The organism is Kingella oralis (assembly GCF_014054985.1).
Classification (GTDB): Bacteria; Pseudomonadota; Gammaproteobacteria; order Burkholderiales; family Neisseriaceae; genus Kingella_B; species Kingella_B oralis.
Genome location: NZ_CP059569.1, coordinates 1309125 through 1328009, shown reverse-complemented (window position 1 = coordinate 1328009; position 18885 = coordinate 1309125). Strand labels below are relative to the sequence as shown.

General features: G+C 53.8%; 18 protein-coding genes. 9 read left to right on the top strand and 9 right to left on the bottom strand.

Going from position 1 to position 18885, the window contains the following annotated elements; all coding sequences use genetic code 11:
• Window positions 1-120: 120 nt before the first annotated feature.
• The 4 genes from H3L93_RS07220 to tgt all read right to left on the bottom strand — a co-directional run bounded on the left by H3L93_RS07220 (window position 121) and on the right by tgt (window position 3165).
• Window positions 121-732 carry a hypothetical protein gene (locus H3L93_RS07220; protein ID WP_003794756.1) on the bottom strand — a complete coding sequence of 204 codons (612 nt, stop codon included), beginning with the start codon at window positions 730-732 and terminating at the stop codon, window positions 121-123.
• A 104-nt stretch (window positions 733-836) separates the two neighbouring features.
• Window positions 837-1088, bottom strand: coding sequence for a hypothetical protein (locus H3L93_RS07215; RefSeq protein WP_003794759.1), 252 nt, complete (start codon window positions 1086-1088; stop codon window positions 837-839).
• A 61-nt stretch (window positions 1089-1149) separates the two neighbouring features.
• Window positions 1150-1923 (bottom strand): SAM-dependent methyltransferase, encoded by a 774-nt coding sequence (locus H3L93_RS07210; RefSeq protein WP_003794761.1) that lies wholly within the window; start codon window positions 1921-1923, stop codon window positions 1150-1152.
• Window positions 1924-2049: 126 nt separating this feature from the next.
• Window positions 2050-3165, bottom strand: a complete 1116-nt coding sequence (gene tgt, locus H3L93_RS07205; protein ID WP_003794763.1) for a tRNA guanosine(34) transglycosylase Tgt — start codon at window positions 3163-3165, stop codon at window positions 2050-2052.
• Window positions 3166-3379: 214 nt separating this feature from the next.
• On the opposite strand from tgt, the gene thrS reads away from it, so the two are divergent.
• The 6 genes from thrS to rpoH all read left to right on the top strand — a co-directional run bounded on the left by thrS (window position 3380) and on the right by rpoH (window position 8502).
• Complete coding sequence (thrS, locus tag H3L93_RS07200) at window positions 3380-5293, top strand: threonine--tRNA ligase (RefSeq protein ID WP_003794767.1); 1914 nt, start codon at window positions 3380-3382, stop codon at window positions 5291-5293.
• A 178-nt stretch (window positions 5294-5471) separates the two neighbouring features.
• Window positions 5472-5993, top strand: coding sequence for a translation initiation factor IF-3 (gene infC / locus H3L93_RS07195; RefSeq protein ID WP_155803001.1), 522 nt, complete (start codon window positions 5472-5474; stop codon window positions 5991-5993).
• Window positions 5994-6135: 142 nt separating this feature from the next.
• A complete protein-coding gene (gene rpmI, locus H3L93_RS07190; protein WP_040558375.1) occupies window positions 6136-6333 on the top strand; it encodes a 50S ribosomal protein L35 in 198 nt (65 codons plus the stop codon).
• A 12-nt stretch (window positions 6334-6345) separates the two neighbouring features.
• Window positions 6346-6702, top strand: a complete 357-nt coding sequence (gene rplT / locus H3L93_RS07185) for a 50S ribosomal protein L20 (protein ID WP_003794776.1) — start codon at window positions 6346-6348, stop codon at window positions 6700-6702.
• 66 nt (window positions 6703-6768) lie between these two features.
• Window positions 6769-7485 (top strand): tRNA adenosine(34) deaminase TadA, encoded by a 717-nt coding sequence (tadA, locus tag H3L93_RS07180; protein ID WP_003794779.1) that lies wholly within the window; start codon window positions 6769-6771, stop codon window positions 7483-7485.
• Between the two features lie 144 nt (window positions 7486-7629).
• Window positions 7630-8502 carry an RNA polymerase sigma factor RpoH gene (gene rpoH / locus H3L93_RS07175; protein WP_003794782.1) on the top strand — a complete coding sequence of 291 codons (873 nt, stop codon included), beginning with the start codon at window positions 7630-7632 and terminating at the stop codon, window positions 8500-8502.
• Between the two features lie 376 nt (window positions 8503-8878).
• Here the strand turns inward: rpoH and H3L93_RS07170 are convergent, their stop codons facing one another.
• The 5 genes from H3L93_RS07170 to H3L93_RS07150 form a co-directional block, all read right to left on the bottom strand.
• Complete coding sequence (locus tag H3L93_RS07170; RefSeq protein ID WP_003794786.1) at window positions 8879-10501, bottom strand: sigma-54-dependent transcriptional regulator; 1623 nt, start codon at window positions 10499-10501, stop codon at window positions 8879-8881.
• Window positions 10498-12129 (bottom strand): sensor histidine kinase, encoded by a 1632-nt coding sequence (locus H3L93_RS07165; protein WP_003794787.1) that lies wholly within the window; start codon window positions 12127-12129, stop codon window positions 10498-10500. The genes H3L93_RS07170 and H3L93_RS07165 overlap by 4 nt, the downstream gene beginning before the upstream one ends.
• 153 nt (window positions 12130-12282) lie before the next feature.
• Complete coding sequence (parC, locus tag H3L93_RS07160) at window positions 12283-14580, bottom strand: DNA topoisomerase IV subunit A (RefSeq protein ID WP_003794790.1); 2298 nt, start codon at window positions 14578-14580, stop codon at window positions 12283-12285.
• A gap of 114 nt (window positions 14581-14694) precedes the next feature.
• Window positions 14695-15444 carry a class I SAM-dependent methyltransferase gene (locus tag H3L93_RS07155; RefSeq protein ID WP_003794795.1) on the bottom strand — a complete coding sequence of 250 codons (750 nt, stop codon included), beginning with the start codon at window positions 15442-15444 and terminating at the stop codon, window positions 14695-14697.
• 43 nt (window positions 15445-15487) lie between these two features.
• Window positions 15488-15646: a hypothetical protein gene (locus H3L93_RS07150; protein WP_182077682.1), complete on the bottom strand. Its 159-nt coding sequence runs from the start codon at window positions 15644-15646 to the stop codon at window positions 15488-15490.
• Between the two features lie 231 nt (window positions 15647-15877).
• On the opposite strand from H3L93_RS07150, the gene H3L93_RS07145 reads away from it, so the two are divergent.
• From H3L93_RS07145 to H3L93_RS07135, 3 genes are all read left to right on the top strand, one after another.
• Entirely contained in the window at window positions 15878-16678 is an 801-nt protein-coding gene (locus H3L93_RS07145; protein ID WP_003794798.1) for an RNA methyltransferase, read from the top strand.
• An 88-nt stretch (window positions 16679-16766) separates the two neighbouring features.
• Window positions 16767-17693: a GTPase Era gene (gene era, locus H3L93_RS07140; RefSeq protein ID WP_003794800.1), complete on the top strand. Its 927-nt coding sequence runs from the start codon at window positions 16767-16769 to the stop codon at window positions 17691-17693.
• On the top strand, window positions 17690-18841 hold the full coding sequence (locus tag H3L93_RS07135) for an acyltransferase family protein (RefSeq protein WP_003794803.1): 1152 nt from the start codon (window positions 17690-17692) through the stop codon (window positions 18839-18841). The genes era and H3L93_RS07135 overlap by 4 nt, the downstream gene beginning before the upstream one ends.
• The last annotated feature ends 44 nt before the right edge of the window (window positions 18842-18885 follow it).

Below are 18885 nucleotides of genomic sequence, written 5' to 3'. Positions count from 1 at the left end.
GTAATGCGTCCTTTGCTAGGTTGTGGGGAAATGTAAACTGGCAGGAATTGTAACGTAAATTTTTATTAAGGGCAGCCTGAAAACGAGTGAAGCAAATTTCAGGCTGCCTTTGTATGGCGGCTATTCAACCAGCCCAGCAGCCTGAAAAAAGCGGCGATAGGCTTCGGCTTTTTTGGCAAGGCTTAACGGATAGGCGCGCGAGGTGGAGGGCAGGCGGGTGAGTTGCAACTGCCGCTCGCCGCAGGGGTAGGCGATGGTTTCGCCTGTTTTGGGCAGCTTGGTTTTGCCGGGCAGCTTGCCGATGAGCACTTCGGTGGCTTTGCCGCCTGTGGTGCCGATGCGCTGCACCTTGGGCATTTGCGCGAGGATGGCGGGCAAATCCACGCTTTCCACAATCTGCAAAAAATCGTCCGAGGCGTTGCCGTGCCCACGGATGGCTTTGAACACAGTGGGGCAGGAGGCGATGCCGCGTTGCCATAGAAAATCTTTGATTTTGTCGGCATCAAAATGCTTGCCTGAGGCAGCCTGAAAATGGCTGGGGTCGTCAAAAAACACGATGCCATACACGCGCCACATGTCGTTTTGAAAATTGGGATAGTGAAACGCCATGCTGCGTTTGTCGGCGGGCGGGGGGAAGGTGCCCATCAGCATCACCGTGGCGTGCGGCGGCAGAAAGGGCGGGAAGGGGAGGGATTCGATGGCGGGGGTGTTGTCTGTGTTTGCGTGTTCCATTTTCAGGCTGCCTTTGGTTAGGGGTAGAGGGAGACAGCCTGAAAATGGGTTTTAGGGTTTTAGCTTCGCAGAAGCTCGCAAGCTCGCTTTCAGGCTGCCTTTGATTAGGGATGTTGGATTTTGCTGTATTCTCGTTGCAAATCGTCTAATGAAAACAGATAGTCTCGGCTAAAATCGAGCGTATCAAATCCTGCCAAATACTGCAAAAAGGAAAACATGGGCGGGCTAACGGCGGTATCATCGCGCTCAATTTGTTTGATAAGCTGCGCGGCTCGGGTGGCGATGGTTTCTCGGCTTTCGCGCTGGGTAAGCAGTTGCTTGGCTAGATGGTGAATGGTGGCATCAATCGTTGGCATGATGGATTTTGTATGTTTGGGCAGCCTGAAAGTGGTTTTCAGGCTGCCTCTATCTTATTGTTTAACTGGGTTTTCTGCTACACACGGCAATAAACCCCATGCTCTGCGCGGGATCGTTAAACGTGCGGAACATGCGTTTGAACGTTGCGCGGTTTTCCGCTTTCAAGGCGTTGCGGATGATTTTGAACGTGCGCAGCCAGCCTTCATCGTGAATCAAACCTGCGGGCGAGAGCAGCGTCATGCCGCCGCGCAGCGTTTTCAAATCGGCAAAACCGCCTTGTCGGAACAAATCTTGCCAGCCGCCTTCGGTGAGCGGGGTAACTTTCACTTTAATCGTGTCGCGCAGGCGTTCCACCGCCGCTTCGCTATCGGTGTCGCTCACCACCACATCATGCGTGAGCAGCACGCCGCCAGGTTTGAGCACGCGGAAATATTCGGCAATCGCCGCCTGCTTGTTGGCAACGGGCAGCATGGTGAGCATGGCTTCGTTGATGACCACATCAAAGCTGTTGTCGGGGAAGGGCAGCGCGGTGGCGTTGGCGTGTTGCACTTGAATCAGCGACGACAAACCCGCAGCGGCGATGTTGCGCTCGGCTTTTTCCAGCGCGTGGTGATCCAAATCCACGCCGTTGATGTGGCAGCCGAAGCGTTGCGCCAAGCCGATGGCGGTGGTCGCCATATTGCACGCGACTTCAAGCACCTGCGTTTGCGGCGTGAACTGCGCTTGCTCAATCAGCCAATCCGTTGCGCGTCGCCCACCAGGGCGCAGGCGGGTTTTGCCGAGACTGGCGAGAAAGTGATGGCCTGTTTGGCTTTTTTTGTCGCTATCAGACATGATGCTCTCCTGTTTTGTAGTGTGGTTGGGGAAGGGGCAAAGGCAGCCTGAAAATGCTTTTTTATTATGGATAACGTGGTTTGTGGAATGGGTTTTAACTTGGTTTCAGGCTGCCTTGTTGGTAAATCAATCCGTGCCGCGCGCGCGGTTTTCGTGGAACTGCGCCTGCCAATCGGCAAACCGCCCCGCGTCAATTGCATCGCGCATTTCTTGCATAATCACTTGATAAAAATGCAGATTGTGTATGGTGTTGAGTTGTGCGCCCAAAATCTCGCCCACTTTGTGCAGGTGATACAAATAGGCGCGGCTAAAATGGGTGCAGGCGTAGCAGGTGCAGCTTTCGTCTAGCGGGCGTTTGTCGTGGCGATGCTTGGCGTTTTTGATTTTGATGTCGCCAAAGCGGGTGAACAGCCAGCCGTTGCGCGCGTTGCGTGTGGGCATCACGCAGTCAAACATATCCACGCCGTGCGCCACGCCGTAAACCAAATCTTCGGGCGTGCCCACGCCCATCAAATAATGCGGCTTGTTTTCAGGCAGCATCGGCGCAAGCGCGCGCAGCATGCGATACATTTCGGGCTTGGGCTCGCCCACGCTCAAACCGCCGATGGCAATGCCTTTAAAGCCGATGTCTTCCAAACCGCGCAGCGATTCTTCGCGCAAATCTTCATACATCGCGCCTTGAATGATGCCGAACAGGGCGTTGGGGTTGCGCAAATCTTCAAACGCGCGCTTGCTGCGTTCCGCCCAGCGCAGGCTCATTTGCAGCGATTTTTGCGCTTCGGCGTGGCTGGCGTTGCCCTCGGTGCATTCGTCTAACTGCATCACGATGTCGGAATTGAGCACGGTTTGGATTTGCATGGAAATTTCGGGTGATAGGAATAATTTGTCGCCGTTAATCGGGCTTTTGAAGGTGCAGCCTTCTTCGGTGAGCTTGCGCATATCGGATAGCGAAAATACTTGGAAGCCGCCCGAGTCGGTTAAGATGGGTTTGTTCCAGCCGATAAAGTCGTGCAGCCCGCCAAATTGTTCAATCACTTCCAAGCCGGGGCGCAGCCAGAGATGGTAGGTGTTGCCCAGGATGATTTGCGCGTTGATGTCGTGCAGGTTTTGCGGGGTCATGGCTTTTACTGAGCCATATGTGCCCACGGGCATAAACACGGGGGTTTCTATTTTGCCATGGTTGAGTTCTACCGTGGCGCGGCGGGCGTAGCCGTCTTTTTTGTGTAGGGTGAAGTTGAGCATAAAGGTCTTTCTGTGTTTTCAGGCAGCCTGAAAATAAAAGCCACGATTATAACGGTTTTACCCGCAAACCGTATTTTAGGCAGCCTGAAAACCCCGTTTGCCTTGTTTATCAAGCCCATCATCTCTATAATTTCGCGTTTTTGGGCGCGGTTTAGACAGTCTAAAAGCGGTTTAGGCAGCCTGAAAACGTTATATACCCAATTTCGGAGCAACCATGTCTCAACTCAACATCACCCTACCCGACGGCAGCGTCCGCCAATACGAATCCCCCACCACCATCGCCCAAATTGCCGCCGACATCGGCGCAGGGCTGGCAAAAGCCACCGTAGCAGGCAAAGTAAACGGCATTTTGCGCGATGCCAGCGACCCGATTACCGAAGACGCCAGCGTGCAAATCATCACCCCCAAAGACCCCGAAGGCGTAGAAATCATCCGCCACTCTTGTGCGCACTTGGTTGGGCATGCGGTGAAACAACTGTTCCCCAGCGTCAAAATGGTCATCGGTCCTGTGATCGAAGACGGCTTTTACTACGACATTTTCAGCGAAAAACCGTTCACGCCCGAAGACATCGCCGCCATTGAAACGCGCATGAAAGAGCTGATTAACCAAGACTACGATGTCATCAAAAAAATGACGCCGCGCGCCGAAGTGATTGAAATCTTTAAACAACGCGGCGAAGACTACAAACTGCGCCTGATTGACGACATGGCAGACGACATCACCGCCATGGGCATGTATTACCACCAAGAATATGTGGATATGTGCCGCGGGCCGCACGTTCCCAACACCCGTTTCCTCAAAAATTTCAAGCTCACCAAAGTGTCGGGCGCATACTGGCGCGGCGATAGCAACAACGAGCAATTGCAACGCATCTACGGCACAGCATGGGCAAACAAAGACGATCTCAAAGCCTACATCACGCGCATTGAAGAAGCCGAAAAACGCGATCACCGCAAGCTGGGCAAACAGCTAGATCTGTTCCACCTGCAAGACGAAGCCCCCGGCATGGTGTTCTGGCATCCGCGCGGCTGGACGCTGTGGCAAGTCATCGAACAACACATGCGCCGCGAACTCACCGCCGCAGGCTACCAAGAAGTCAAAACCCCGCAAATCATGGATAAAACTTTTTGGGAAAAATCAGGGCATTGGGCAAACTACAAAGACAATATGTTCTTAACATCGTCCGAAAAACGCGACTACGCCGTTAAACCGATGAACTGCCCAGGCCATGTACAAATTTTCAACCACGGCTTGCGTTCCTACAACGATTTGCCCATGCGCCTAGCAGAGTTCGGCTCATGCCACCGTAACGAACCCAGCGGCGCATTGCACGGCCTGATGCGCGTGCGCGGTTTCGTGCAAGACGATGCCCACATTTTCTGCACCGAAGACCAAATCGCCGAAGAAACCCGCGCGTTTAACCAGCTGGTGATGAAAATCTACCGCCAATTTGGCTTCCACGATGTCAGCATCAAACTCTCGCTGCGCCCCGAAAAACGCGCCGGCAGCGACGAAATTTGGGACAAGGCCGAACAAGGCTTGCGCGATGCGCTCACCGCGTGTGGCGTAACATGGCAGGAATTGCCAGGCGAAGGCGCGTTTTACGGGCCCAAAGTGGAATACCACATCAAAGACGCGCTCGGACGCTCATGGCAATGCGGCACGATTCAGCTTGATTTCGTGTTGCCCGAACGACTGGATGCCGAATACGTTACCCGCGACAACAACCGCGCCCGCCCCGTGATGCTGCACCGCGCTATATTGGGCTCGCTGGAACGCTTTATCGGCATCCTGATTGAACAACACGCAGGCTCGTTCCCGCTGTGGCTTGCCCCCGTGCAAATGGTGGTGATGAACATCACCGAAAAACAAGCCGACTACTGCCGCGAAGTGGTTGCCAAACTGCAAGCCGCAGGCTTCCGCGCCGAGTTGGATTTGCGCAACGAAAAAATCGGCTACAAAATCCGCGACAACAGCTCGCAACGCTATCCGTACCAAATCGTAGTGGGCGACAAAGAAATGGAAAACGGGCAAGTTGCCGTGCGCAAAAAAGCCGAAGACTTAGGCAGCCTGAAAGTGGAAGATTTTATTGAACGGCTGCTGGAAGAAATGAAAACCGAGTTTTAAGCGCTTTGAATATTGAGGCAGCCTGAAAAGGCGTTTTTCAGGCTGCTCATGGCGACAAAAATCTTAAACAAACTTCACAAACCCCATACAAAACGTTTAAAATACGCCCTTTCATTCAGCGGGTTGCGCTAGGGCATAGAGGCAGCCTGAAACATCAATTTTTATAGGAGCATTCATCATCGCACAGCAAGAACGCGAAGCACGAATCAACGGCGAAATCACCGCCAAAGAAGTGCGCTTAATCAGTGGCGACGGCGAACAACTTGGCGTTGTGAGCCTAAAAGAAGCCATGTCTATGGCAGAAGAACAAGACGTGGATTTGGTAGAAATTTCCCCCACTGCCAAGCCGCCTGTTTGCAAACTGATGGACTTTGGCAAATACAAATACGAACAATCCAAAAAACGCGACGAAGCCAAGAAAAAGCAGAAGCAAGTCCAAATCAAAGAAATCAAATTCCGCCCCGGCACAGACGATGGCGACTACAACATCAAAATGCGAAAAGTGCGCGAATTTTTAACCGATGGCGATAAAGTCAAAATCACGCTGCGTTTTCGTGGGCGCGAAATGGCGCACCAACAAATCGGCGCGCAGCTTTTGGAACGTGTGAAAGCCGATGTGGCGGAAGAAGCGCAAATCGAATCCTTCCCCAAGCTGGAAGGTCGCCAAATGGTGATGATGCTTGCGCCCAAGAAGAAATAACCGTATAATCCCGCGTTTTCCTGATACACGCCGCGTCAGGAAAATGTTTTTTCTAGCGGCACAAAACCGTGGTTTCGGGTTTTAAGCATTGCTGTATGGCAAACGCCCGATGCCTTATCTTAAAAATGAATGGAGTTTTCCCATGCCTAAAATGAAAACCAAGTCTAGCGCGAAAAAACGCTTCAAAGTACTGGGTAACGGTGGTGTAAAACGCGGTCATGCGTTCAAAAGTCATATCCTGACCAAAAAAACCACTAAAACTAAACGCCAATTGCGCGGCACCGCCATGGTGAACGAACGCGATATGGCTTCCGTTGCTAAAATGTTACCTTACGCTTAAAGGAGTTAAACTATGCCACGCGTAAAACGCGGTGTTACCGCTCGTGCTCGTCATAAAAAAGTGATTGCGTTAGCCAAAGGCTATCGCGGTCGTCGCAAAAATGTCTATCGCATCGCCAAACAGGCGGTGATGAAAGCCGGTCAATACGCATACCGCGACCGTCGCCAACGCAAACGCCAATTCCGCCAATTGTGGATTGCGCGTATCAATGCAGGTGCCCGCTTGAACGGTTTGTCTTACAGCAAATTCATGAACGGCTTGAAACGCGCTGCGATTGAACTGGACCGCAAAGTATTGGCTGATTTGGCTGTGTTTGACAAAGCTGCCTTTGCTCAATTGGTTGAAAAAGCGAAAGCTGCTTTGGCTTAATTTAAATAAGAAAACAAGGAAATCTGTTTGGCAGGTTTCCTTGTTTTTGTTTTCAGGCTGCCTTTTATGAAGCTCACCACGCCGCCGCTTGCGCCCAAAGTTATCCAAGCATTAGCCCGATTGAATGTGCATACCGTGCAGGATGTGCAGGCGATGAATCCTTGCCGTGTTTTTTTGTTGTTGAAGCAATCGGGGTTAAGCGTAACCCGCAGTGTGTTTTGGCAGCTGGTGGCGGTAGGCAGCCTGAAAACGGTGCGGCAGCTTTCGCAGCAGGAGCGCGAATATTGGATGCAACAATTGCGCCAAATGCCGCCCGTTGCGCTGTTTCCGCCGCAAGACGAGATGGAACGATGGATGCGCGCTGCGCTTTTTCAGGCTGCCGAAGCGGCGAAATTGGGCGAAGTGCCTGTGGGCGCGGTGGTGGTGCATCGTGGCGAAATCATTGCGCAGGCGCATAACCGCTGCGTGGCGGATTGCAGCATCAGCCATCATGCGGAGATTCAGGCGCTGGCGGCGGCGGGTCAGGTGCTGGGCAATTATCGCTTGAATGAATGCGATGTGTATGTGTCGTTGGAGCCGTGCGCGATGTGCGCGAGTGCGATGATTCAGGCGCGGGTGGCACGGGTGGTGTTTGCGGCGCATGAGCCCAAAACGGGGGCGGCGGGGAGTGTGTTAAATCTGTTTTCAAACAATCAATTAAATCAACATACTGCCATGTTGGGCGGGCTGTTGGCGGATGAAGCGAAACAGCAGCTGCAAGCGTTTTTCAGGCTGCGGCGTTGAGGCAGCCTGAAAAGTGGGCATGATAAAAATTCTGCTTTTTACGCGGTTTAACGATTTAAAAATTCAATCTATATGGCAAATTAGCGTATAATCTGCCTAAATCCGAGTAAACCAGTATGATTTAAGAGAAGGAAAAATAATTAGATGAACAACGCTTTTGCACTATCGGTTCCAAGCGGTCATGGTAGCTTGGAGCAATATATTCACACGGTAAACAGCATCCCGATGCTGACATTGGAAGAGGAGACTTCGCTGGCGCAACGCCAATTGCGCGGCGATTTGGAAGCGGCAAAACAGCTGATTTTGTCGCATTTGCGCGTGGTGGTGTCGATTGCGCGCGGTTATGATGGCTATGGTTTGAATCAGGCGGATTTGATTCAAGAGGGCAATGTGGGCTTGATGAAGGCGGTGAAACGCTTTGAACCAACGCATGGTGCGCGTTTGTTTTCGTTTGCGGTGCATTGGATTAAGGCGGAAATTCACGAATTTATTTTGCGCAACTGGCGTTTGGTGCGGATTGCCACCACGAAACCGCAGCGCAAGTTGTTTTTCAATTTGCGCAGCATGCGCAAAAGTTTGAGCGCGTTGAGCCCGAAAGAGGCGCAGGATATTGCGGACGATTTGGGCGTGAAGCTCTCGGATGTGCTGGAAATGGAACAGCGCATGACGGGCAATGATGTGGCTTTGTTGGCAGACAACAGCGATGATGACGACAACAATTTCGCGCCGATTGACTGGCTGAGCGATGACAGCAGCGAGCCGAGCCAGCAGTTGGCGAAAAAAGCGCATTATGCGTTGCAAACCGAGGGCTTGCGCAATGCGCTTTCACAGTTGGACGAACGCAGCCGCCGTATTGTGGAAACGCGATGGTTGCAGGATGACGGCGGTTTGACGCTGCATGAGCTGGCGGCGGAATTTGGTGTTTCTGCGGAGCGAATTCGCCAGATTGAGGCGAAGGCGATGCAAAAATTGCGCGCACTGTTGGCGGAAAATGCGGATGATGTGATTGAAGATTGATTGCTTAATACAACATGGGAAACCGATGATGGGGAAAATCATCGGTTTTTTGTTTTGCTTGTGCTTTTCAGGCTGCCCAATGTGTTGAGGCAGCCTGAAAACGGTGTGCGGGTGTTTTGCCAATTCGGGCGGGTTCAGCAAGCATATTGGTGATGAGCCGTTGCGGCCTCATGTTGATTTTGCTTTTCAGGCTGAGCGCTTTGTAAAGGCTCAGAGGCAGCCTGAAATCTGAAATGGAGCGGCGACGGCTCGTTGCCAAATGGCATATTCAACAGGACGGTTGCAAAGATGCTTGCGGGCCGCCGATGTCTCATCGGTCAGTTTTGGCAAAGGTTTCAGGCTGCCTATTGTTGAGATAGGCAGCCTGAAAACCATGTTACGCGCCTAAATCAATGTTTAGCCGTTCTAGGCGATAGCGCATGGAGCGGAAGCTGATGCCGAGTGTTTTGGCGGCTTGCGTGCGGTTGCCTTGGGTGAGACGCAGGGCGTATTCCAAAATTTGGCGTTCGATGTCGTCCAGATAATCTTGGATTTGGGTGGTGCCCATTTGGAAGTTGGGCAAGCCGTTGACGATTTGGTGTTGGCTGGTGCCTTCCAGTTCTACGGCTGCGCTGCCGCCACCAAGCGGGTCGGTGGTGATTTGCAAATCGTCCACGTCTATGGTGTGGTTGCTGGCGAGGGCGACGGCGCGTTCTAGGATGTTTTCTAGTTCGCGGAAGTTGCCGGGGTAGTTGTAGCGCAGCAGGGCTTCGCGGGCGGCGGGGGTCATGTTGATGTCGCCGCTGTGGTGTTTGCGTAAAAGATGGGCGATAAGGTTGGCGAGGTCTTCGTGCATTTCGCGCAGGGCGGGCATGTGCAGCGTTACCACGTTAAGACGGTAGAACAAGTCTTGGCGGAAGGCGCCGCTTTCCACCAGCGCGGGGAGATTTTTGTGGGTGGCGGAAATGATGCGCACGTCCACTTTCACTTCTTGCGCATCGCCAATGCGGCGCACGGCTTTTTCTTGGATGGCGCGCAAGAGTTTGACTTGCATGGCAAGCGGCAGGTCGGCGACTTCGTCCAAGAATAAGGTGCCGCCGTGGGCGTGTTGGAAGAAGCCGAGACGGTCTTGGTCGGCGCCTGTGAAGCTGCCTTTTTTGTAGCCGAAGAATTCGCTTTCCATCAGGTTTTCTGGGATGGCGCCACAGTTTACGGCGATGAACGGGCCGTCTTTGCGCGGCGAGAGTTCGTGGATGCTGCGCGCGGCTTGTTCTTTACCCGAGCCGCTTTCGCCCGAAATGTAAACGGGCACGTTGGCGGGGGCGAGCTTGCGGATAAGGTTGCGCACGGTTTCAATTTGCGGCGACGAGCCGAGCAGGCGCGGCAGGTCGGCTTCCATTTTGAGCTTGCTCTCGTTTACGGGCACGGCGGGTTTGCCGGCGGCGGCTTTGGCGGGGCTGCGCGGCAATTCGCCGGCTGCGTTTTCAGGCTGCCTGATGGTTTCGGGTTGTTTGGCGATGGGTTGGGCGGCGGGTGTTGCGGCAGCCTGAAAATCGTCTTCGTCATCGATATCGATGATAACGGGCGGCGATTGGGGCGGGGCGGCTTGCGGCTCGGGTTCGGCAGCGGCTGGCGGCGCGCTGTTGTCTTCTTGCACCTTGATGGCGGATTTCACCAGCGTGCGCAGTTGCGCCAGCGTGATGGGTTTTTGCAGATAGTCAAATGCGCCTTCTTTTAACGCTTGCACGGCGCTGCCGAACGCGGTAATCACGGCAACGGGCACATCCAGCTGCTGCTGGTTGATGTGTTGCACCACTTCCAAGCCCGAACCGTCGGGCATACGCATATCGGTGAGCACGAGGGAGTATTTGTTGCTGCTCAGTTTGCTTAACGCGGCGCGCACGCCCTCGGCGGTGTCTACGCGCAAGCCCATTTTCATCAGGGTCATTTCCATCAAATCGCGGATGTCGGCTTCGTCGTCAACGACTAATACGGGGCGGTTTAGGTTGTTGGTGCTCATTTGGGGGCTCTCGGTAGGATAAGTTCAAAGGATTTGGCGTGCGGCACATAGCATAGGTCGCCGTTGTTGGCGTGCGCCAGCTCGCGGGCAACGTATAGCCCTAAGCCTGTGCCTTCGGCTTCGGAAGTGTTAAATGGTTCAAATAGATGCTCGCGGATGGTTTCGGATACGCCCGGTCCATCGTCCCACACGCGCAGGCTGATGTTGTTTTTGCCAAACACGCGCAGGCTCACCACGATGCTGCCTTTTTGCTTGCGGCAATGCCGCCATGCGTTGTTGCAGAGGTTCCACATGATTTGTTGCAGGTGGGCGGCATCAAACAGGGCGATGAAGCTGGAACCGTTGGGCACGTCAAGGCGCAGGCAGTTTTTAGCCTCGGGATTGGTGAGGTAAAACTCTTGGATGAAGCTGAGCCAGAATTGGGTGAGGTGGATGCCTTTGGTGTCGATGCGGTCGCTGCGGTTGAGCGAGGTGATGTCTTCCAGCATTTTGTCGATGCGGGTGATGTTTTTTTCGATGATGTCGCTGAGTTTGCGGTACATCGGGTTTGCGTCTTCTTCGGCGGTTTCTTGGATTAGGCCGCTGGCTTGGCGCATGGCAGAGAGCGGGTTGCGGATTTCGTGCGCCAGATTGGCGGTGAGCAAGCCCAGCGCGGTGAGTTTGAGCGTTTGCGCTTCGGCTTGGCGTTCGCGTTCGGCGCGGGCAAACAGCATCAGCAGCTCGGTGTCTTCTTGGATAATGGGGATGGCGCGAACATACATCAGCGTGGAGTTAATCGGCGATAGATTGGAAAAGGATTCTTCGGGTTTGAGCCGCCATGTTTTGACTAGACCGCTTAAAAAGGGGGCAAGCTCGTTACTTTCTAGTTCGGAGAAATATTGCTTGGCTTGGCGGTTGTATGTCCACACCAGGCAATCCTGATCCACCACAATCACGGCTTCTTGAATGCGGTTGAGCACGATTTTGTTTAACGCGCTCAGCCGCTCGAAAGCGGTGCGGTGGGTGCGGATGGAATCGTCGGCGGTTACGAGGTAGCGGGCGGAAAACGAGGTGAGCAGGGGGACGATGTAGCAGGCTACCATCAGCAGGATTTGCCCGGTGAGCAGCGAAAGGTTGCCGCGGATGATGTCCATGCTGAACGGATAGAATTTCCACAGGATGTCGCCGGTAATCAGCAAGGCGGCGTAGCTGCCGTAGAGCAGGGGATAGCGCCCGTAGCTGAGCACGCAGGCGGTGGCGAGAAAGGGCAGGGCGAGGATGCCGAAGCCAGAGGATACGCCGCCGGCAAGGGCAGTGAGTATGCCCATCATGGTGATGTCAAACACCGCGCTGGCGTTGGGCAGCGTGCGGGTTTTGGGTTGCAGCTGCCATTTGGGGTTGGCAAGGCTGAACATGATGATGGCGCCATACACGGTGCACCAGATTTGCAGCCAGCCTTCGTTTTGCACCATGGGGGCATAGGCGGCGAGGGTTTGCTCGGTGCCGCGAATGTTGTGGATAACGGCGAGGAAGATAAGCAGGGAGCAGAAGATGGAAATCCTTGCGATGTTTATCATGTTGATAACGCGCTTGCTTTGCTCGTCCCAGTCGTCGAGGATGCCGATGTCTTTTTCGTTGAGTGCTGCCATAGGGGGCTTTCGGGGTGGGGCTTCGTTTCAGGCTGCCTTTGGGGTTGGAGGGAGGGGGGAACTGTGTTGCGTTGATGCGTTTTTAGTTACGTTCTTCGTTTCAGGCTGCCTCAGGTGTCGAAAAATGTCGTGCTGTTATGCTTTTCAGGCTGCCTACCGCGCTTCAATCGCTTTCAGGCTGCCTGAAATATCCAGCAGCTTGCCTTTGCCGGCGCGTTTGCCGGCAATATCGGCGATGCGCAGCGTTTCTTGGTGGATTGCGCCGCGCTTGCCGATGATGTGCAGCGTGTAGTGTTCGCTGGTGAGCGCGCTGGCAAGGGCAAGCGTGTCGCCGTCTGATAGCTTGATGAGTTGCAAGCCGCGCCCTTTTGCCATGATTTTCATTTCGCTCACGGGGAAGGCGAGCAGGCGTTTGTTGGCACTTGCCAGCACGATGCGGCTATCGGGCGCAATCAGCCAATCATTCGCAATGCGAACGGGCGGCAGGGCGGTTTCGTTATCATCCAGCGTGAGCACGGCTTTGCCTGCTTTTTGGCGCGTGAACAAATCTTCCAGCTTGGCGATAAAGCCGTAGCCGTGGCAGCCTGAAAGCAGATAATAATCATCCGCCGCGCCCGCCAACAGCGCAACCACGCTGGCTTGGCTGGGCAATTCAATCAACGAAGCAATCGGCACGCCGTCGCCGCGCCCTTTGGGGATTTCGGCGGCATCCAGCGTGTAGCTGCGCCCATGCGAATCCCACACCACCACAGGCTGCACGGTGCGCGTTTCCAGCACTTGCTGCAAGGCATCGCCTTCTTTAAACGCAATTTGTGCGGCATCCACGCCATGCCCTGCACGGGCGCGTAGCCAGCCTTGTTGCGACAAAATCAGCGTGATGGGTTCATCGGCGGTGGTTTGCGTGAGCGTGGCGCGTTCGGCGGCTTCCACCAACGTGCGCCGTGCATCGCCAAATTGCTTGGCATCGGCTTGGATTTCTTTGATGATGAGCTTGCGCTTTTCGTTTTCATCGCCCAACAGCGTTTTCAGGCTGCCTGCTTCTTCGCGCAACTCGTTGAGTTCGCGTTCAATTTTAATGCCTTCCAAGCGGGCAAGCTGGCGCAGGCGGATTTCTAAAATGTCTTCGGCTTGGATTTCGGTAAGCTGAAACGCCGCCATCAATTCGGGCTTGGGCTCGTCTGCTTCGCGGATCACTTTAATCACTTGGTCAATATGCAAAAACGCAATCATGCGCCCGTCTAAAATATGGATGCGCTTTTCCACGGCATCCAAGCGGTGCTGCAAGCGGCGCGTTACCGTGGCGGTGCGGTAGTCCAGCCATTCTTGCAAAATGGTTTTCAGGTTTTTTTGCGCGGGGCGATTGTCCAGCCCCATCATCACAAGGTTTACAGAAACATTGCCTTCCATGCTGGTTTGCGCCATCAGCGTGTTGATAAACGTTTCAGGCTGCATTCGGCTGGATTTTGGCTCAAACACAAGGCGTACGGGGTGTTCGCCGTCGCTTTCGTCGCGCACTTTTTCCAGCAAATCCAGCATCAGCTTTTTGGTGTTGAGCTGGTCTTGGTTAAGCTGTTTTTTGCCCGCTTTGGGCTTGGGATTGGTTTGCTCTTCAATTTCTGCCAAGATTTTGGCGGAGGAAGTGTTGGGCGGCAACTCGCTTACAACCACGCGCCATTGCCCACGCGCCAGCTTTTCCACGTCATAACGCGCGCGCACGCGGATGCTGCCTTTGCCTGTTTCGTAAATTTGCGCGATGTCTTTGGCGGGGGTAATGATGTGTGCGCCGCCTGCAAAATCGGGCGCGGGGATGTGGTGATGCAAATCGGCGGTGGTGAGCGCGGGATTTTTCAGCAACGCCACCGCCGCTTGCGCCACTTCGCCCAGATTGTGCGAGGGGATTTCGGTTGCCATGCCCACGGCGATGCCGCTTGCGCCGTTGAGCAGCACCATCGGCAGCCGCGCGGGCAGCGATTCGGGCTCTTCAAACGCACCGTCATAGTTGGGGATAAAGTCCACCGTGCCTTGGTTGATTTCGCTCAATAGCAGCTCGGCAAGCGGGGTTAAACGCGCTTCGGTGTAACGCATCGCCGCCGCGCCGTCGCCATCGCGTGAGCCAAAATTGCCGATGCCGTCAATCAGCGGATAGCGCAGCGTGAAATCTTGCGCCATGCGCACCATCGCTTCGTATGCGGAGCTGTCGCCATGCGGATGATATTTGCCCAAAATCTCGCCGACCACGCGGGCAGATTTAACGGGCTTTGCGCCGTGGGTTAAGCCCATGTCTTTCATGGCGAACAGGATGCGCCGTTGCACGGGTTTTTGCCCGTCTTGCACGGCGGGCAGGGCGCGCCCTTTGACCACGCTCATGGCGTATTCTAGGTAGGCGCGTTCGGCGTATTGGGCGAGATTAAGCGTGTTTTGGCTGGGGTTGAACATCGGTTTTAAGGGCATGAAAAAGTGGCGTATTTTAAACGAAATAAGGGCAGCCTGAAAACTGCGGGGGCGGGTTTCAGGCTGCGTTTGCTTATTCTATTGGCAGGGCTGATTTGGCTTGTGTGGCGCGCATCAACCTGCCCTCGGCAAATAAACATCAAACCGCGTGGATTTGCCCGCATACTGATACGCAGGCTTTTCGCCGCACAAAAACGCGCCCAAGCGCGGGCGTTTCACCACGATGCGTTTTTTGGCAACCGCGCGGGCAGCCTGAAACAGCGCGGCATCGTTGGCGGAAAATGCGCTGAACTCGTTTTCAGGCTGCCCAATCAGCGCGTGGAAATACGCCATTTCTTTTTTAACGGCGGCGGATTTTTGCCGCTCGGGATACATCGGGTCTAAATAAACCACATCGGGCTGGCCCGTTTGCGCGGCAAGCGCGGGCATCAGCTCGGCGGCGTTGCCCTGATGCAGTGTGATGCGTGCGGCGATGGTGGCGATTTCGGGCGACTGCGCGGCGCGGTGCAAACCGTCTTGCAGCAGCGCGAACACGGCGGGATGCTGTTCAAACGTGTGCACGGCAAGGTTCAAACTCGCCAACACAAAGCTGTCGCGCCCCAAGCCGCCCGTTGCGTCCCACACCACGGGGCGCGCGGTATGCTGCACGGCTTTGGCAATCAATTCGCCGCCGCCTTGGGTGCGCCGATGCTGCGCTGCGCCGCCCGCAAAATCCACTTGCACCACGCCTTTTTCGCCTTGTTGGCACAGGCACAAACCGCGCTCGTCGTAGCGCAGGTAAACGGGGTTTTCAGGCTGCCTGATGGCGGTGGCGTGGGCAAGATAATCGGGCAGGGGGAGGGCAGTAACGATGGATAGGGTCATAATCAATCGGGGGAAAGGGTTTTAGCTTCACAACTTCGCTGCGCTACGCAGGCTGTTTATCGGGGGGCAACGGCGCGGGCGATTGCCACGCGGCAAGGCGGGATTTTACACGCAAGATGCGCCCACCAGCGGGCAAAGTGCGTTTCAGGCTGAAACCTTTGTAGAGCCTGCAACCGATGGAGCGTCGGCGGCTCGCCGACATTTGGGTAAACCTGTAATGCTGTGTTTCATCAGTCATTTGGCGGCGAGCCGCCGCTCCATTTTAAATTTCAGGCTGCTGTTTGGGAGTAAGGGTTTTCAGGCTGCCTATTTCAGCCGCATATAATTGCCACGCAACCAGCCAACACGCATCATAAAGTTCACCCGCAACCCATTTTCAGGCTGCCTACTCTTGTATAATAGGCAGCCTGAAAACCATCCTCACACCATCATCATGCCCACGCTCCCCGCCTATCTTGCCAACATCCGTATCGTCCTCTCGCGCACCAGCCACCCCGCCAACATTGGCGCCGCCGCCCGCGCCATGAAAACCATGGGCTTAACCCGGCTCACCCTCGTTGCCCCCAACATCATGGCAACGCCGATGACCCCCGAGCCGCCCGCCTTTATCGCCGAGCAAGCCGCCGATTTCAGGCTACCCGAAGAGAGCTTTGTGCTGTCATCAGGCGCAAGAGACGTGCTGGAACGCGCCAAAATCGTCGCCACGCTGCCCGAAGCGTTAGCAGGCACAACATTAAGCTGCGCCCTCACCAGCCGCCGCCGCGAGCTGACCACGCCGCTGCAAACCCCGCGCCAACTCGCCCCCAGCCTGCTTGCCGCCGCCCAAGTAGGGCAGCAAATCGCGCTGGTGTTTGGCAACGAAACTTATGGGCTCAGCATAGACGAAGTGCAACAATGCAACCGCCTGATGACCATTTCGGGTAACCCCGATTACTTCTCGCTCAACCTTGCCCAAGCCGTGCAAGTGGTGTGCTACGAGCTGTTTAGCCATGTAAACATGGACATGAGCCACCTGATTCCCGAGCGCAATCTCGCCACCGCCGAGCAAGTGGCGGGCATGGTGCAGCATTTGGAAGATACCATGGTGCAACTGGATTTTTTCCGCCGCCGCAACCAAGAGCGCATGATGCGCCGCCTGCATTCGCTGTTTAACCGTGCCGACACCACCACGGAAGACATTGATATTTTGCGTGGATTTTTAAATAGGGTGCAGCAGAAGCTGCCCAAAGAATGACTTTCAGGCTGCCTAATACGTTGAGGCAGCCTGAAAATCGTATTTCTGTTTACCCATCATCAACCCCATTACCCAAGAAAGCCCAGCCATGAACCTAGAAGAATTTTTAGCCAACGAAAAAACCGCCGCCGAAGGCTATCGCTGCGGCTTTATCGCCATTGTGGGGCGGCCCAACGTGGGCAAATCCACGCTGATGAACCACCTGATTGGGCAAAAAATCAGCATCACCAGCAAAAAAGCCCAAACCACGCGCAACCGAGTAACGGGTATCTATACCGACGACACCGCGCAATTTGTTTTCGTGGACACCCCAGGCTTCCAAACCTACCATCGCAACGCCTTGAACGACCGCTTAAATTTAAACGTAACCGAAGCCGTGAGCGGCGTGGACGTGATTGTTTTTGTGGTGGAAGCGCTGCGTTTTTCCGATGCCGACCGCATTGTGCTGAAACAATTGCCCAAAAACACGCCTGTGATGCTGGTGGTAAACAAAATTGACAAAAACAAAGCCAAAGATGCCGCAACGCTTGATGCATTCATCGCCGAAGTGATGCAAGAATTTGATTTTGCAGGCTATGAAGTGGTGAGCGCCAAGCATGGGCTACGCATTGCCAACTTGCTGGCGAAGCTGAAAAGCTATCTGCCCGAAAGCGTGCCGATGTACCCCGAAGACATGATTACCGATAAATCCAGCCGTTTTTTGGCGGCGGAAATCGTGCGCGAAAAGCTGTTTCGCTATCTGGGCGAAGAGCTGCCTTACGCGATGAACGTGGAAGTGGAAAAGTTTGACGCGGGCGAGGGCATTTATCATATTTATGTTGCCGTGTTGGTGGATAAGGAAAACCAAAAGCCGATTGTGATTGGCAAGGGCGGCGAAAAGCTGAAAAAAATCTCCACCGAAGCGCGGCTGGATATGGAAAAGCTGTTTGACTGCAAGATTTTCTTGAAGGTTTGGGTGAAGGTGAAATCGGGGTGGGCGGATGATGTGCGGTTTTTGAATGAGTTGGGGTTATGAGAGAGCCTAGATTAGCGTTGGTTTTATTGACTTTTTTGGTAATGCTATCCATGGCATTGGTGGCATTTTTATTGGCGCGAATGCCGCAAAAAATCAGTGAAAAATTTGATTCCACCCACCGTGATTCACCATTGGATGGTTTGCGCGGCGTGTTGGCAACTTTTGTGTTCGCTCATCATTTTTATTTGCTGCATCGTTGGAGTTTGCAAGGAGAGTGGGCTGTTGCTGATAACTTTGGCTTGCATTGGATGTATTTTGCACAAAACCTTGGCGCGATTCCCGTTAGCCTGTTTTTTATGATTACAGGCTTTCTTTTTCTTAATAAACTCAAACAAAAAGAAATCAATTGGAAAAACTTATACATCGCGCGCATTCGGCGGATTATGCCGTTGTATCTGCTGTCGCTACTGTTTGTGGTGTATGCCAGCTTTAAAGCAGTGGGTGTGGAAAATGTGGCGTTTTGGGATGGTGCAGATTGGCTTTTTCACTGGGCAACTTTTCGCTATCAGCCACTCAATGGCTTTATCAGCTTTGTTTCCAATGCAGGCGTGCAATGGACGTTGCTTTATGAATGGGGGTTTTATTTCAGCCTGCCGTTTATTCATACGGCAATGCACCAATTGCCTGCGAGCAATAAAAAACAATGGGGCGTGATGGCATTATGCGGCGCATTGTTTGTTTGGATTATCACGCAAACCGATACCCACCATTATTGGCAATTTGTGCTCTCCGCTGCGGCGGTGAGTTTAAGCGATGTGTTGTTGCCATGGATACAACAATATAAAAAATGGCTGAATGTGGCAGTGCCGCTTTTGCTATTGGCAACGGCATTTTTATTTCCGCCTTACACACCGCTTAACCGCATTTTGGTGGCATTGCTGTTTGTTATGCTGGCGGGTGGTTACGATTTTGGCGGCATTTTGCGACATCACGGCATGAAAATGTTGGGTGATATGAGTTACAGCATTTATTTAACGCATGGCGTGGTGTTGTATAGCGTGTTTGTGTTGGGCGGTTGGTTTAATTTCCAAGCGCATGGTTTGTTGGTTTATATAGCAACATTCCCGCTGATTTTTGTGCTGGTGTTATTGCTGTCGTGTACTACTTATTTTGGTGTGGAACGTTCATTCTTGCGGAAGCGACAATAGAGTAGGGCATTCATCTACACCACAAAAAAGGCAGCCTGAAAACG